At 43.9% G+C, this 16,436-nt stretch carries 10 protein-coding genes; 9 read left to right on the forward strand and 1 reads right to left on the reverse strand.

Translation table 11 applies throughout. The annotated features are described in order from the left end of the window. Positions 1 to 307 precede the first annotated feature (307 nt). The 3 genes from ftsZ to F6J99_RS27395 all read left to right on the forward strand — a co-directional run bounded on the left by ftsZ (position 308) and on the right by F6J99_RS27395 (position 4,919). Positions 308 to 1,579 carry a cell division protein FtsZ gene (gene ftsZ, locus F6J99_RS27385; protein WP_075900138.1) on the forward strand — a complete coding sequence of 424 codons (1,272 nt, stop codon included), beginning with the start codon at positions 308 to 310 and terminating at the stop codon, positions 1,577 to 1,579. Positions 1,580 to 1,886: 307 nt separating this feature from the next. Further along, positions 1,887 to 2,495 (forward strand): hypothetical protein, encoded by a 609-nt coding sequence (locus tag F6J99_RS27390; RefSeq protein ID WP_083305216.1) that lies wholly within the window; start codon positions 1,887 to 1,889, stop codon positions 2,493 to 2,495. 1,074 nt (positions 2,496 to 3,569) lie between these two features. Beyond that, positions 3,570 to 4,919 carry an NB-ARC domain-containing protein gene (locus F6J99_RS27395; protein WP_293117225.1) on the forward strand — a complete coding sequence of 450 codons (1,350 nt, stop codon included), beginning with the start codon at positions 3,570 to 3,572 and terminating at the stop codon, positions 4,917 to 4,919. 227 nt (positions 4,920 to 5,146) lie between these two features. On the opposite strand, the gene F6J99_RS27400 is transcribed toward F6J99_RS27395, so the two are convergent. Next, complete coding sequence (locus F6J99_RS27400; RefSeq protein WP_293117228.1) at positions 5,147 to 6,400, reverse strand: FtsX-like permease family protein; 1,254 nt, start codon at positions 6,398 to 6,400, stop codon at positions 5,147 to 5,149. 676 nt (positions 6,401 to 7,076) lie between these two features. On the opposite strand from F6J99_RS27400, the gene F6J99_RS27405 reads away from it, so the two are divergent. The 6 genes from F6J99_RS27405 to F6J99_RS27430 all read left to right on the forward strand — a co-directional run. Continuing rightward, positions 7,077 to 8,282, forward strand: coding sequence for a response regulator (locus F6J99_RS27405; protein ID WP_365974293.1), 1,206 nt, complete (start codon positions 7,077 to 7,079; stop codon positions 8,280 to 8,282). Positions 8,283 to 8,383: 101 nt separating this feature from the next. Then, positions 8,384 to 8,749, forward strand: coding sequence for a response regulator (locus F6J99_RS27410; RefSeq protein WP_293117233.1), 366 nt, complete (start codon positions 8,384 to 8,386; stop codon positions 8,747 to 8,749). A 29-nt stretch (positions 8,750 to 8,778) separates the two neighbouring features. Continuing rightward, a complete protein-coding gene (locus F6J99_RS27415) occupies positions 8,779 to 9,324 on the forward strand; it encodes a chemotaxis protein CheW (protein WP_293117235.1) in 546 nt (181 codons plus the stop codon). A gap of 123 nt (positions 9,325 to 9,447) precedes the next feature. Further along, the gene (locus tag F6J99_RS27420) at positions 9,448 to 12,498 is read left to right on the forward strand and encodes a methyl-accepting chemotaxis protein (protein ID WP_293117238.1); all 3,051 of its coding nucleotides are present in this window, start codon (positions 9,448 to 9,450) and stop codon (positions 12,496 to 12,498) included. Between the two features lie 117 nt (positions 12,499 to 12,615). Next, a complete protein-coding gene (locus tag F6J99_RS27425) occupies positions 12,616 to 15,759 on the forward strand; it encodes a methyl-accepting chemotaxis protein (RefSeq protein WP_293117241.1) in 3,144 nt (1,047 codons plus the stop codon). Between the two features lie 88 nt (positions 15,760 to 15,847). Next, positions 15,848 to 16,436 (forward strand): Hpt domain-containing protein (locus F6J99_RS27430; RefSeq protein WP_293117244.1); only part of this gene is annotated, 589 nt, incomplete at its 3' end.

Genomic DNA, 16,436 nt, shown 5'->3' on the forward strand with positions numbered 1-16,436 from the left:
TTAGCTTACATTGACCTGCAAAACCCAGACTTACCATCGATTCAAATGATCACAGACCATAACAGTGTGGAATCCAGAGTTAAATAACGATAAGCGTTGAAGGTCAGACAAGTCTACATCCCTACTCTGACAGCTAAACCGAGGTGATATTTCCAGCAACCTATGTTTTGTTTCAGGTCAGTTATCGGGTATAGAGCCAGCCGTTGCCAGGGTCTTTGGTTTTTCAATCAACTTACTCTATAGTTAACTCAGACTGCTACATATAACTTATAAAGATAAAGATAAACACTTACCCTCACCTCTTGCAATGACGCTTAATAGTCAACTAGGGCTTGCTGCTCAAAGTTCTAAAATCATCGCAGAAGCAGATCTTTCATTAGGATCCGACAATACACATCCTTTTAGTAACTCTGTATTACAATTCGGTCAAACTTATGATTCTAATCGCATACCCAGGGAAGAAACTAGGAGTGACAATATCGTGCCAGGTAGCGTTGCAAAAATCAAGGTCATTGGTGTTGGCGGGGGTGGTGGTAACGCAGTTAACCGCATGATTGCCAGTGATGTCAGTGGAGTAGAGTTCTGGTCAATTAACACAGATGCTCAAGCACTAGCCCAATCAGCAGCACCCCAGCGCTTACAAATGGGGCAGAAGTTGACTCGAGGCTTGGGAGCAGGAGGGAACCCAGCCATTGGTCAAAAAGCCGCTGAAGAATCCCGGGAGGAAATTGCCCAGGCTCTAGAAGACACTGACCTAGTTTTCATTACTGCTGGGATGGGGGGTGGCACTGGCACAGGAGCTGCCCCGATTGTAGCAGAAGTTGCTAAAGAGATGGGTGCTTTAACCGTGGGAGTGGTCACTCGTCCATTTACCTTTGAAGGACGCCGCCGTACTTCCCAAGCCGAGGAAGGAATTGCCGCTCTGGGGAGTCGAGTCGATACCCTAATTGTTATTCCCAATAATAAACTTTTATCAGTGATTTCAGAACAGACTCCTGTTCAAGAAGCATTTAAAGTAGCTGATGATATCCTGCGTCAGGGGGTGCAAGGGATCTCTGATATTATTACTATTCCTGGCTTGGTGAATGTGGATTTTGCCGATGTGCGAGCGGTGATGGCAGATGCTGGTTCGGCTCTGATGGGCATCGGGATGGGTTCTGGAAAATCCCGAGCTAGAGAGGCAGCAGTAGCCGCCATTTCTTCTCCTCTGCTGGAGTCTTCTATTGAAGGGGCTAGAGGGGTAGTTTTAAATATTACTGGTGGCAGTGATCTGACCCTCCATGAAGTGAATTCAGCAGCAGAAACTGTTTATGAAGTGGTTGACCCCAATGCCAATATCATCTTTGGAGCAGTAATTGATGATAAGCTGCAGGGTGAAATTAGAATTACTGTGATTGCTACGGGATTTACCGGAGAAGCCCAGTCTGCACCTAAATCCGTGGAAACTCCCTTGAATCGGCGACCGATTGCTCCTACACCGATGCCCCCTACTCCCAAGGTTGAGCCTAAGAGTAGACCAGGATTAGATATTCCAGAATTCCTGCAACGGCGTCGTTTTCCCAGAGGACCAAAGGAGTAGAAAAAAACTGGCACAAATCCAGATGGCATGGAAGTAAAGCTTTCGCAACCTATAGCCAAGGCAAGACTGTTGTCGGTACCCTTGGTAATTGGTGATTTTACTACTAGGGGTGAAAACTTCCCTAGACATTGCTCTTGAGCCTGAACCCATGAGAAACTTTTTTCGGTTATCACTATCAATAGGCTGAATCAGCCAGACTATGGAGCGGGAGTTTTTGTTGACTATCTCCCTAGCTTTGAGCCAAAAAGGGCTGCCCACAGATTAAAATTTCAACTATTCTTGCCTTGGATGAAGTTTAGCTATACTTATGACTTCTAATCACCGAACCAATCACCCTATGCCCAAATCCAGTAGCGATCGTTACCCTAGTTCAACATCGGCAAACAAATCGAATACATACTGTCCGTCAGTACCAATTTCTGTATACCGGGAACTAGCAGCTGAGTTGCAAGCAACACAGGCGATGTTGGACTCTCTCCATTCTCAAAACCAGCATTTAGTTAAACAACACCAGCAGTTGCGACAGGAAGTTAAAAAAGTTATTAATTCAGCTCTGCATCTACAGCAGGTGATCAATTCCTTAGAACCAGTGAGTCCAGCTGAAGTCCATCGACCTCAGCAAGTCAAGCCGCCGGAACCCCGTCAAGCTCCACCAATTCCATCCCAGCGCACGGGTAAAACTATCCCAGGGGGTGAATTTTCACCACCTCAGAGGAAACCTCAAACCCCTCCCTCTTCCTATCGAGAAACTCTAGTGATTGAACAACAAGACAATCGCTCCCTGCGAAGTTCGCAGCCAGAGGCAGTGTCATATGTCAATGGCTGGGTGTTGGTTATAGCCATTTTGGGAATTGTCTTGAGCGCATTTGGTGCTGGCTTTTTAGTGGTGAAACCGATACTAGATAGTAATCGTTGAACCTATGTCCTGCTTGATTTATCGATTAATGGCGGGTTCTTTGAGATTCATCCGCCAATATATTTTTGTACTCAACCTCGGCTGTATTTACCGCTATTTTCGCCTCCGCATTGCACCATTAACTAGAAAATTACCATAATTACTACCAAGGCAAATCGGTTTTTAGCAGTTAATGGTCAGGTCTATCAGGTTTGCCATGGTCAATTGTGCCCAGAACATTGGTTGATCACAGATCTGTTTACTTAGATCAAATCCACAGTCATTAGTCAGTGATGAACGGCAACAACAAACCTGTTCAACCTGAGTTCGATATCAGCGATCGCTCCATGAACGAGTAAAGGATATAAGATTTGGGCAACTAGGCTAGATTAAGGCGCTAGATTAAGGCTTTGATCGTGACGTTGAACTCAGGTGAAAATTCATTCTTATGTCTAACTCATAATAATGAATTTTAGCAGAGTGAGTATTTAATGGGAAGTAGAACTGGTCGTACACAGCAAGGCATGGTTTAGGTTGGTTGTGAGTGTCCTCTTCACCTGAGTTCGATATTAGCGTAGACTCCAGAACAAATCACCGTGCGCGCCTGCAAGGGCGCGAGGGATTGCTCGCGCCCTTGGGTCGCACCGCAGGGATACAGGATTTCAGGGACTAGGATAGATTGAGGCTTTCAGCGTTACGTCGAACTCAGGTTCTTCCTATGCTGAGTGAAGTTACCCCTGAGAAATGCAAATGTACTAAAACAACATTGATATCGCTAGCCATAGTTTCGTCAGGAGCGTCTGACGAACACACTTACATCTGTTAGCGATGCAGCAAGAGAACAGGGGAGCTAGCGCGGTCAAAGGAGTCCACCCCACTCGCGCCATGCATAAAGAATGGATTTAAGAAACATGAACCGGCAGCACATGCCTCAACCATAGGGGTTTGACAAAGTGTCTCTGCCAGAGTTGGGTTTGAATTGATCGGGACATAAGTTGGAGGTAAGACTCATATTAATGACCAAAATGGCAAGCAGTTCTCAGAAAGAGGATTTACAATGAACTATCAGGTTTCTATGAGTATGAGCGTGCAACTGTGATTCCCTATGACTTTCTAAAAGCGATCGCAAATGAACACGGTGTATCTAAAGCCGAGCTGGAGGTTGTGGCTTTGGCGATGGAGGGTCAATCGACAAACGCGATCGCAAAAATCCTCGACATTAGTGAACATGCAGTGCGCAAAAGACTCAGCGAGGTCTACAAAAAGTTTCCTATATCGGGGACAGGGCCTGTAAAGCTAACCAAACTGCAACAGCTGCTGGTCAATCGCTATCAGAGTGATCTAGAAACCCAGGATATCTCCTCTAACTGCAGAAGCTATACCCCTATCTCTACTGTCCAATCCTCAAACCCCAAGCAGATGGATTGGGGTGAGGCACCAGATGTTTCTGTTTTCTATGGTCGTACTGAAGAACTACGCCAGTTAGAAACATGGATTGTTAAAGATCGTTGCCGATTGGTGGCACTACAGGGTATGGCAGGCATTGGTAAAACCACCTTGTCAGTGAAGCTGGCTAAACAAATTCAGGATCAGTTCAAGTATGTGGTATGGCGTTCCTTACGTCAGGCACCCCGGTTAGAGGATATCCTAGCAGCACTGCTCCAATCTTTATCTGGCTCCCTAGAAACTGTAGGATATGAAACCCCAGGGGGGTTAAACCCACTCCCTAGTCCTAAAACTGCCAAGGAGCTGATCTCCCAACTAATTGAGTACTGCCGCCAACACCGCTGTTTGATAGTCCTCAACGGTGCCGAATCTATTCTACAGATTGGTACACTTGCGGGCATCTACCGAGAAGGGTACGAAGGCTATGGTGAATTCATCAGACGGTGGGGAGAAGAACCCCATGAAAGCTGTTTGTTGATTACCAGTCAGGAGAAACTCAGCGAAATTTCGTTACAAGAAGGAGAGACTTCACCTGTTCGTTCCTTAAAACTTGAAGGTTTAGGAGAAGCCGCTCAGTATATTTTGCAGGAAAAAGGATTGTCTGGGCAGAAAAACTGGGACTATTTAATTCATGGGTATCGTGGTAATCCCTTGATGTTAAAACTTGTTGCCATAACCATCAAAGAAGTTTTTGATGGCAGTGTGACTGATTTTTTGGCAACTACCCTATTTACTCATGACGTTAGTGACTTTATCGAAGAAATCTTAGATAGGTTATCAGATTTGGAACATAAAATTATATATACCATGGCTAGTCACAAAGAACCTGTAATGCTAACTCAATTACAGGATGAATTACTGGAGATATCGCCTCAGGAATTACTCAGGGCTCTAGCCTCCCTCAGACAGCGATCCCTAGTGGAAAAATATGAAGGCGGATTCACCTTGCCTCCTGCAGTCATGGAAGTTACTAACCAATTAATTGCTGAGCGAGAATAGTCATAATATCCCAGTTTACTAATTTTTTTTTAAACTATTAATAGTTTAATTTTAGAATTGGGTGATATCGATTCCAGTTAATCAATTCCTATTCAAGGAAGTCGTTAATTTTCAATTGTTAATGGTCTACGGTCAATTAACATTTGACAATTCACAAAAATTAACAATTCACAAACAACCAAGAATGATAAGTATTAAATTGGACATGATATGACTCAAAAGGCTTTCTAGGCTTTAAATACAATAGCTGGATCAATACGAGTCACCTTTTGGATAGCGAACAAACCCGAAGTTACACACATTACCACAGTTATACCAAAAACACCTGTTGCAGATATTGGCGTGATCAAAAGGATAATTCCTTTTGATTTAACCCACACACTCAACCCCCAGCAAAGGAGCATACCAGGCACATAACCAAGAACAGCCATCCACAAGGCTTGTTCGACAATAACACTATAAATAAAGCGATCTGGTGCGCCCATTGCTTTTAGGGTACCAAACTCTTTGATATGGTCAGAAACTGAGGCGTAGAGAATCTGAGTGACAACTACCATGCCAACAATCACTCCCACAGCAGCACCTAGACCCAATACAAAACCAAGACCTGTTCGCACCTGCCAGTAATTTCGGGTCCTGCGTGCCATTTCAACCTTTGTATAAGCACGAGTCCCGGGTAAAGCAACTTCTAAATTCTGTTTGAGTTGCTCAAGATCCTGACCTAGTTTAGCCTTTACCATGATATAGGTAATGGGGTCTGTCAGGGTCAAAGGTGTAGGTTCAGGAATCTCCGACTCATCAGACTTATTCAAAGACTTTGACTTTTCGTAAATAGTGGTACACTGCAAATTATCTGAAGATTCTACAGTGCAGTTAAGCTTAGAGGTATAGCTTGTGTTGATATAGGTATTGGCATTTTCTAAGGAAGCAAATAAGAATGGGCTAGCTACAAGGGATTGACTCTCTGTGGTTAAGCCGACCAATCGAGCAGGCAAGAAGTTAACCGTAGCGGTATCACCGATATCTCTGAGATTGAGCGTCGGTAATCTGCTTTGATCCACCATAACCGTGTAAGGCTCCTTAAGGGCTTTCAGTCTACCCCGAGTGATTTTTCCGGGTTGGAACAGTTTTCCCCCTAGGTCAAATCCAATCAACTTCACAGGACTGGTATCTCCCTTAAGAGGACGCCATCGACCTGACCCCATCAGTAGTGCTTCTGCTCGCTCCACACCTTTGACTCGTTGAGCTTGATCCAGCTGATTCTTTAAAAGTGGCTCGGTTAGCTCAAACTGAACCATTCGCTCAGAACTTACCCATATATCTGCCTCCGACCCCTCAATCAGAAGAACTGTAGAGCGAGTGAACCCGTTGAGTAGACCAGTTTGAATGGTGACTAGGCTAACGGCAAACATAATTCCTGCTTGAGCGACCAGAAAGCGAGGGATGTCTGCCCAGAGGTTTTTGCGAGCAATAGAGACCATAGGAGATCATGCCGAGAGAACTGTTAAGTAAAATAAGGTCCGAGAGGTTATAAATTGTAAGGTGTGGGTTTTTGGTAATTGTTATTTCTCCCAACCTTGGTACGAAGAAGGCCTGATCGCAAGCGTCAGCGACTACAACTAGTCTATGGGCTGACTCTGTTGATTGAAAAAGCTTTTAGAACTGAATAGGGCAAGGGTTTCAGAGCTGTAGCCCGTCCTTGGTGAATGCTTACAGTCAACCTCTTAAAGGCAGTGTAGCTCATAGACTTTTAATTAACTAACATTAACGAACCAGTAAATTTTTGTAAATCCCTGCCAAGATGGCAACATGGCTCAGTGGCAAGAGTGATACATTTCAGTAGTTTTATGGCATAGAAGGTCATAAATAATCAAAAACTTCCTTCAATGCGTAAATACCCCATAGTCTATCTCTTGTAATTTGTGTAAACTCACGGATACGTCAACCTTATAAAATTCTGTAGCATTGAGCTAGCAGTTACCTGATCAATCATATTTTACTTGTGCATCTCGGTGAAAGTCTTTAACTGTTCCCGGTGTTTTTTCTTGCCTATGGTTAAGAAAGTCTCTTGCCAATCGGCAAATCCCATCCGGTAATGGCAGCACTAGGAGTTCGGAGTTTTGCTGACAACGGCAATCAGGTAAACCAAAGGCAATGATGGCGATAGAACAAAATTATCCTCTAATTCCAATCAAAGAGTTTACTTCCGTCAAACAAGCAGGGTTGTTTGAAATTTTAAAGCAGCCTCGGTTTAGCGGTCAACTCATTCTAAGTGATCCTAGTAAACAAGAATGGATATTTCACATTTATATGGGTCGCTTGATGTACGCTACTGGAGGGACTCATCCAGTGAGACGGTGGCGTAGAAACTTACTCATTCACTGTCCTCAGACATCTGCTCAGCTTTCATCACTCCAAGACGATCTAGCTAATACCAATTGGGAAGATGTCAATGTCTGTTGGGACTATCATTTGCTATGCCTATGGGTAGATCTGCACAAGGTGACCCGTGATCAAGCCGTCAAAATGATTCAGTCTGTCATGGTAGAAATACTTTTTGATGTTACCCAAGGCATGCAGATCACCTATCAAATCAAACCAGATTCCTCATCATCATTATCATCATTATTTAAACCACTGGTCTTGATTGACGCAGAGCAAGTCATCCATGAAGCTGATCAAGTTTGGGAAGCTTGGCAAAGTGCTCGTGTAGCAGACCGCTGCCCTAATCGGGCACCAATAATCAGGCAGCCCGAGCAACTTAGAGTTAAAACATCCCCTCAGGCTTACCAAACTATGACCAAGCTCTTGAATGGGCAATATACCCTACGAGACTTGGCCATACTAATGAAACGGGATACTAGGGCAGTTACTCTCTCGATTCTACCTCACCTGCAATCAGGATTAGTGGAACTGATAGAGATTCCGGATTTACCTGCTCCAGTTTCACTACCTCCGAACGAAACATCGGTAAAAACTGTTCCTGAGCAAAAACCTTTGATTGCCTGTGTGGATGATAGTCCCCTGATCTGCCAAAGCATGGAAAAAATTCTTACCTCAGAAGGCTATCGCTTTGTGGCTATTAATGATGCACTTAGGGCGATCGCTACTTTGTTAGCTACTAAGCCAGATTTGATATTTTTAGATTTGGTCATGCCAAATGCTAATGGTTATGAAATTTGTGGTCAATTGCGTAAGCTCTCCTTTTTCCGCAATACTCCGATCGTAATTTTAACGGGTAACGACGGCATTATCGACCGTGTGAGAGCTAAGATGGTTGGCTCCTCAGATTTCATGAGTAAACCCATCAATCCTGAAGAAGTATTGAGAGTTATCATTAAACATCTTAAACAAATTAATTAGAATTTACTAGATAGCCGAAATTTAAGTATTTACCCAAAAATACGTTTAAACACTTGCTTATCTGCTTAGAATTTTATAGTTATTGAAAAAATCTGAAAAAAATGGTTACCGCATTAATTGTTGAAGATTCATTAACAGATCTAGAAATCTTCAGAGGTTATCTCAAGCAAAATGGGTTTAATGTATTAACTGCCAATAATGGCTCAGAAGCCCTAGAAAAAATTAGCAGTAATCAGCTAGATTTGATTGTGCTTGATGTTGTCCTTCCGGATCGCAGTGGTTTTGAAATTTGTCGAACCCTTAAAAATGAAGCTAAGACAAGCCAAATACCTGTGATAATCTGCTCCACCAAAGATACTGAAATGGATAAATTTTGGGCTTTGAAGCAGGGAGCAGATGCTTACCTGTATAAGCCTGTTGATCACACAGAACTCCTAAAAATCATTAAACAACTGGTCAAGGGCTAAATATCAGATATAAAAAAACAGAGATCATCATGGTGTCCAAGTTTGTCCCAGCTTCAGCTTCCCCATCATCAGCGACTGAAACGGCTGCGAATGAAATTAGACAGCAGTTTCTCCGGTTTCATCTAGTACCTGATACTACTGCTTTAATGCCAATTAATCAGCTGACTGAAGTGCTGACTATTGGTGTTGGTCAAATTATTCCAGTTGCCCATATGCCACCTTGGGTCATGGGTGTTTACAACTGGCGGGGTGAAGTTCTTTGGATGGTCGATCTCGGACACATTGTGGGATTAACTCCTTGGCATCAGCAACCGGTAAACACATCACACTACACCTCCTTAGTGTTGCATATCCAGTCTCATGATCCTAAGTCCATTAAATATAACCAAATGCTAGGGTTGGTCGTCAACCGGGTAGAGGACATTGAATGGTGCAATCCCGATTTGATTCAACCTCTGCCATCATCAAGCATGAATCCAGAATTGGCAAAGTTTTTACAGGGATATTGGCTAAAACATGGTGGGGAAATGCTAGTAGTTTTTGATGGCCAACTAATTTTTAATACCAAGTTTTAATTATACTATTCAGGGACGGTAATCTGAACCTATTATTTCATAATCAATTATCACAAATACTTATCCATAATTATTAGTTAATTAATGATGACATTACTTTAAAAAAACGGAGATAATAACTAAGTGTTGCATAAAAAAGAAACGAATAATTTTAATTTAAATGGCAATAATAGTGATATTGTAAAAACAAAAAAGGCGCTGGTTAAAACACTATTGCCTGATTCAACTATTTCTAACGTTAACTTGCGGGTTGTTCAAGAGTTAACAGAAGCTGAAACCGAGGTTAAACATTGGGCAGACCAAGATATCAATGCAGGAGATCAGCTCCTGGAAGTGCTCAAAACTCAAAAAAAAAATCAGAGGAATAAAAATACTCTCAGCCGCCAGTTGTTGACAACGATTATGCCAACGGTATTGATTCCTCTGACTCTGGCTAGCCTAGTAAGTTACAGAATTGTTCACGAGCATGACAAAGAGCGAAATAAATTACAGCAGCAGGAGCAAGCTCTAATTGCTGGTGAAGCAGCTAGCCAACTGATTAAGGATACCTTTACCGTACCAACCTTATTAGCTAGTAATCCCTTAGTCATCAATGCAGCTCATGCTGGTAGCAAAACCGCAGAACAGCAACAACTTCAGAAACTGGCTATTCACGAGATTGAATTGCGTTTTCAAAACACAAAGCTCCTCCAACCCAATCCACAACTCAATCGTTACTTAAAGATAATCGTTAAGGATTTAGGTCTAGGGGAATTATTTGTCACTGACCGCTATGGGTACAACATTGCTTATAGTAATCCCACCTCTGACTTTGTGCAAAGGGATGAAGACTGGTGGCAACAAGCAAAGCGTCAAGGGCGTTGGGTCAGTGAACTGGACTTTGATGATTCAGCTAATGTCTTTGGTTTTGATCTTGCTCAGGCCATCAAGGATCCTCAATCAGGAGAATTTCTTGGGGTGATTAAAGCTGTGCTACCCATGAATCAATTAGAGCAACTGTTCCCTTATCTAGAACATATCGGATTGATGGGTTCCCAACAAGTGCAGCTGATAGACACTAGCCAAGGCATGGTAATTAGTACCCTCACCCCTGAAGGTAGTCTGGATGAGGAAAATATCATTGGGGGTGAAGCGATTTGGGAAATTGCTAAGTTTTTAGTCAACACACCGACCCAGCTAAGTATTAATACGAAGCAAGACTTCAATCGCTTTAAAACTCAGTATTCACTAAGGGAAGCAAGACTTTCGAGCTATACGGATAAAACGGGAACGCAGGTAAAAATTGTTTACTTCCTCTATAAAAATAAGTTCTATACCATTGTGACTAACCCACACACGGATTGGGTATCCGTTGCTTCTGTGGACAAATCAGAACAGCAAAACGCTGGTAATGAGTTAATTGTAGCGTTTCTCTTAATAGCCCTAGGCTTGGGAGCAGTTACTCTGGTGGTTGTTCTGCTTCTATCCCGCCGCCTATCTGCTCCTCTAAGTCAATTGTCTGATACAGCCAAGGAGGTGGCTGGGGGTAATTTAGATGCGATTGCTCAACCAAGTGGTACCGCAGAAACCCAAACCCTAGCTCACACCTTTAATAACCTAGTAGCCCGGATTAAAGTTCTCGTACAAGACCAAAGCCTTGAGGCTAAGCGTGCTAAGCAACTGAAAGATATTACGATTCAGCTAACTCAAGCCCTTGACCTCCAAGAGATCCTGGATATGGTAGTGCGAGGGAGCCGACAAGGGCTGGATGCGGATCGAGTGGTTGTCTATCGCTTTGACCCCAATTGGAAAGGTACTGTCATTGCTGAATCCGTGGCTGCGGGTTGGCCCCAGGCTCTCGGTGCGGAAATTGCTGACCCTTGCTTTGCAAAGGATTACGTGGATAAGTACATCCAAGGTCGAGTTAAGGCAACAACCAATATTTATGAAGCTGGTCTGACCCAGTGTTACCTGAAGCAGTTAGAACCCTTTGCGGTCAAAGCCAATTTAGTTACCCCGATTCTGGTTGAAGGGGAACTCTTAGGCTTATTAATTGCTCACCAATGCAGTGAACCTCGAACCTGGCAAGCCTCGGAAATCGATTTCTTAACCCAAGTAGCTAACCAAGTAGGCATAACCCTTGACCGTATCAACCTCTTGGAACGGCAAAGAATTGCTGAAGCCGAGCAACGGACTGCTAAAGAGCAGCTTCAAAAACGAGCACTGGAATTGCTGATGGAAGTAGACCCAGTTAGTAAAGGAGACCTCTCGATTCGTGCCCGTGTGACTGCCGATGAATTGGGAACTGTTGCTGACTCTTACAACGCTACCATTGAAAGCTTGCGGAAACTTGTGGTGCAAGTGCAACAGGCAACGAAGCAAGTTACCAACACCACTACTCAAGATGAAGCAGCAATTCGAGAACTATCTACGGAAGCTTTGCGACAGTCAGAGGAAATTACGGCAGCTTTACAACGAATTCAATACATGACCAGTTCAACTCAAGCTGTGGCTGCTAGAGCCTCTGAAGCTGAAGCTGCAGTTAAACAAGCGGCTCAAACAGTCCAAGCTGGGGATACTGCTATGAACCGCACTGTGGAAGGCTTTATGGCGATTCGGGAAACTGTAGGCAGCACTGCCAAGAAGGTCAAACGCCTTGGGGAATCCTCCCAAAAGATTTCTAAAGTAGTTAACCTGATTAGTAACTTTGCAGCTCAAACCAACTTGCTAGCGTTAAATGCTTCTATTGAGGCAGCTCGTGCTGGGGAAGAAGGTCGAGGCTTTGCGGTGGTTGCTGATGAAGTGCGAGCCTTAGCCCATCAATCAGCAGAAGCAACGGCAGAAATTGAAAAAATTGTGGCACAAATCCAGATGGAAACTAATGAGGTGGTAGCTGCCATGGAAGCTGGTACTGAACAAGTGGTAGGAGGAACAAAACTGGTGGATGATACCCGCCAGAGTTTGAATCAAATCACTGCAGTAATGGTGAAGATTAATGAGTTGGTCGAAGCGATCGCTAGCGTAACTGTTGAACAAACTCAAACCAGCGAATCAGTGACTCAGACTATGACTAATGTGGCAGCGATCGCTAATCATACCTCCATAGAAGCGTTGCAGGTATCCCACTCGTTTAAACAACTGCTTACAGTTGCCGAGCAACTGCAAGATAGTGTAGGCAAGTTCAAGGTGAGTTAGTGTTGTTAGTTAATTGTTAATGTTTAATTGTTAATGTTTAATTGTTAATTGCAATTTTCAAAGTAACTGTGATCTGAACAAGATTGACTGGGAATTCTGTGACTGTAACTCCTGAAATTGTTCAGTCACCCCGAGTTAGGCAATGGTGGCAGTGATGTCCAAACCCTGGACATCTTGACAAGGAGAAACTACCTATTTTTAATTAATTGGCCGTATTTCATGACTCAAATCCCTCCTCACAATAACTCCCTTAAGGATAACAATGGTCACCAGATTGATAATTATGATCTGAAATTTTCTGATAATTTATCTGATCAATTATCAGAAAATGGTCATAATGGCATCTACCAAGCTTTCGAGCTGTCAAAATCTACCCTGAAAACTAAACTGGGTAAATCACTGCTACCACTACCTCAGTTAATCCAGTCAAAGGTTGCACCAGCCAACAAAATTCCATCTTTATTTTTGAAATGGTTTTATAACCTTCCTATACAAAGCAAGCAGCTTTTATCCCTGTTTACGTCAGAAGTTATCTCCGTAATTGGATTAGCAGGTGTGGGGGCTTTTTTGATTATTACAGGAGGTCGTGCTCAATTAATCAACCAAGCCAAATCAGAATTGGCGGTTATGGATATTATCTATAATATCAAAATTAATCAGATGGGGTTTGGGTTTCGCGGACAATCTGACAATAGCGCAATTATTCAAGCGGTTCAAACCCATGCTCAAGGTAAACCCTTAACCCCCGGGTTGTTCAAACAAGTTAAAGATATTCTTCAGCAAGAAATCCAGACTCGTCGGATTGAATATGCCACGTTGGTGGGAAAAGATCGGCGAATTATTGTCAATGCTAATTCGGATCGAACTGGAGAGTTTTTCGATCCCAACGACTTAGTCAGTCAGGTTCTGGAAAATCCTGAGCAAATTAAAACTAGTGAAGTGGTCAGCTGGTCTGAGCTTGCTAAAGAGTCTCCCTTCCTACCTGCTGGGATTGTCGAGCAAAACAATCTGTTGATTCGCTACACCGTGACACCGATTAAAGCCACCGACACAGGGGCAGTTTTGGGAGCACTGGTTTCTGGGGATATTGTCAATGGCAAGCTGCCTATCGTCGAGGATACCCTCAAGTCTTTTGGGGGAGGTTATAGTGCAGTATATCTACGTCAACCCGATGGTGAATTCTCCTTGGTAACTGCCTTAGACCAAGGTAAAACCACCAACTTAGCAGAAGCTCAACCGAACGTCTCCTTGCCCAATACCGCTTTTCTGAATCAAGTGGTCACAGCTCAGGGTAATCCGATTACCAAACGCATGAATATAGGGAGGGAAAGCTATACAGTCGCTGCCAGGACGCTAAATAATTTTAGTGGTAGGCCAGTTGCCCTTTTGGTAAGGGGAACCTCAGAAGCTCAACTCAACTTCCTCCTTACCAACAAGCTACTCCTACAGTTGGTAGTAGTCATCTTAGCTTTAACCGCTAATCTATTACTAGCTATGCTGCTAGGACGAGCCATTGCTAAACCTATCCAGCAGCTACAAAACTTAGCCCAGCAATTTGCTCAAGGGTCACGTCAAGTCCGAAGCAATCTGATGACTAATGATGAGATCGGTAAGCTAGCTAGGACGTTTAATGAAATGGCTGATAGTGTTACCAGTCAGGAAAACGTGGTACGTCGAGAGGCAAATCGGACACAGGTGATTATTAACCTTGCTGCTACCCCCATCGACAAATCTCTCGACCTCAAAGCTGTCTTCCAAGACGCGGTGGAAAAAGCCCTCAATCAATTGAATGCCGACCGGGTAGTTATCTACCGCCTGAATCCTGATGGTAGTGGCTACATTGGATTCGAGGCAGTTCAACCCGGTTGGCCCAAAGCAGTTGAAAATATGGTTGAGGATAGGATTGAGAATAAAATTGAAGATGCTTGTATTCCACAGCAACTGCTTGATCACTACAAACATGGACGTGTCATTGCCATGAATAATGTCTTTGAAGCAGGTTTCCACCGTGACCACGAAAAGTTGATGGAACGATTGCAAATCAAAGCAAATTTAGTGACACCAATTGTCCACGGAGAAACACTCTACGGTTTACTTATTGCTCATCATTGTACCTCCCCACACCAGTGGCAAGAGTTTGAAATCATTTTCCTGAGGCAGTTATCTGTTCAGCTGGGCAATGTTATGGAGCGAGCCACATCCTTAGAACAAATGGAGGCAGCCCGCCAAGAAGCCGAAAATCTTGCTCAGGAACAGCGCCAGCTAAAAGAGGAGCTGCAAAAGCGTGCTCTAGAACTGTTGATGGAAGTAGACCCAGTCAGTAAAGGAGACCTCACCATTCGAGCCCAGGTGACTGCCGATGAATTGGGAACTATTGCCGATTCCTACAATGCTACCATTGAAAGCTTGCGGAAACTTGTACTGCAAGTCCAACAGGCAACCAAGCAAGTCACCACCACCACTACTCAAGATGAAGCAGCCATCAGAGAGCTATCCACAGAAGCTTTACGACAGGCCGAGGAAATTGCTAATGCTTTACAAAAAATTCATGACATGACAGTCTCAACTCGCTCTGTGGCTGTCAGTGCCTCTGAAGCCGAAGCCGCAGTCAAACAAGCAGCTCAAACGGTGGAAGCCGGAGATGCTGCTATGAACCGCACTGTAGAAGGTTTTATGGCGATTCGGGAAACTGTAGGTAGTACGGCTAAGAAGGTCAAACGTCTTGGGGAATCGTCTCAAAAGATTTCTAAGGTAGTCAACCTGATTAGTGGCTTTGCTGAGCAAACTAATATGTTAGCCCTCAATGCCGCTATTGAGGCGGCTCGTGCTGGGGAAGCCGGTCGAGGCTTTGCTGTAGTTGCTGATGAAGTACGAGCCTTGGCCCATCAATCAGCGGAGGCAACGGCGGAAATTGAAAAGCTGGTAGCGGACATTCAGGCGGAAACCAATGAGGTGGCAGCCGCTATGGAAGAGGGAACTGAGCAAGTGGTTGTTGGGACTAAACTGGTGGATGACACCAGGCAGAGTTTGAATCAAATTACTGCAGTAACGGTGAAGATCAATGAGTTGGTCAAAGCAATTGCCATCACAGCTGTTGAGCAAACCCAAGCCAGCGAATCAGTGACTGAAACTATGACTGACGTAGCAGCGATCGCGAATAGAACCTCCACAGAAGTCACCCAAGTATCTAACTCGTTCAAACAACTGCTCAAAGTGGCTGAGCAACTCCAAGATAGTGTGGGCAAGTTCAAGGTGAGCTAGCGTCATTTTAGTTATTAGTATTTTGTTAATGACCAATGACCAATGACCAATTTGCAATTTTCTCTTGACCAATGACCAATTAACAACCATGGCAACTCACTCTGAGATCCAGGACCAAGCCTATCAGTTTTTTATCGAAGAGGCACCAGAGCTGTTGCAACTGATCGAGACAGGCTTACTGAATCTCCAGCAAGAACGAACCACGGCTAAGATCCACGATTTAATGCGAGCCGCTCACTCCATCAAGGGAGGTGCTGCCAGTGTTGGGCTAGAGGCAATTAAAACTTTGGCTCATCGTCTCGAAGATATCTTCAAGGCTTTCTACAGCGAAGAGGTACAACTTGATACTGAGCTAGAAAGCTTGCTGCTCAAAGCTTATGACTGCCTCCGGAACCCCCTAATCCAGCAAATTGAGCAAGGCTATTTTGACCCAGAACAAGCCCTGACCAGGGCTCAATCCACTTATGCCCAGATCGAAGAACGACTCGGTGATGCCCTGACACAGGTTCATAACTACATTCCTAGTTCCGGTGATTTGGGTATTGATATTGTATCCTCTATTTTTGAGGTTGATGTAGCTCAGGGACTAGAACGTCTTGCTGCTGTCTTAGCCAATCCCCAAAATTATGAGGTCGTGGGGGAATTAAAGGCACAAGCCGACGTATTTGCTGGCTTTG

The organism is Moorena sp. SIO4G3 (genome assembly GCF_010692305.1).
Lineage (GTDB): Bacteria > Cyanobacteriota > Cyanobacteriia > Cyanobacteriales > Coleofasciculaceae > Moorena > Moorena producens_A.

Excerpts from the sequence above, each read along its gene's own strand:
- ftsZ (WP_075900138.1), top strand. The coding sequence starts at position 308 with ATGACGCTTAATAGTCAACTAGGGCTTGCTGCTCAAAGTTCTAAAATC.
- F6J99_RS27390 (WP_083305216.1), top strand. The coding sequence starts at position 1,887 with ATGACTTCTAATCACCGAACCAATCACCCTATGCCCAAATCCAGTAGC.
- F6J99_RS27400 (WP_293117228.1), bottom strand. The coding sequence starts at position 6,400 with ATGGTCTCTATTGCTCGCAAAAACCTCTGGGCAGACATCCCTCGCTTT.
- F6J99_RS27405 (WP_365974293.1), top strand. The coding sequence starts at position 7,077 with ATGGCGATAGAACAAAATTATCCTCTAATTCCAATCAAAGAGTTTACT.
- F6J99_RS27410 (WP_293117233.1), top strand. The coding sequence starts at position 8,384 with ATGGTTACCGCATTAATTGTTGAAGATTCATTAACAGATCTAGAAATC.
- F6J99_RS27415 (WP_293117235.1), top strand. The coding sequence starts at position 8,779 with ATGGTGTCCAAGTTTGTCCCAGCTTCAGCTTCCCCATCATCAGCGACT.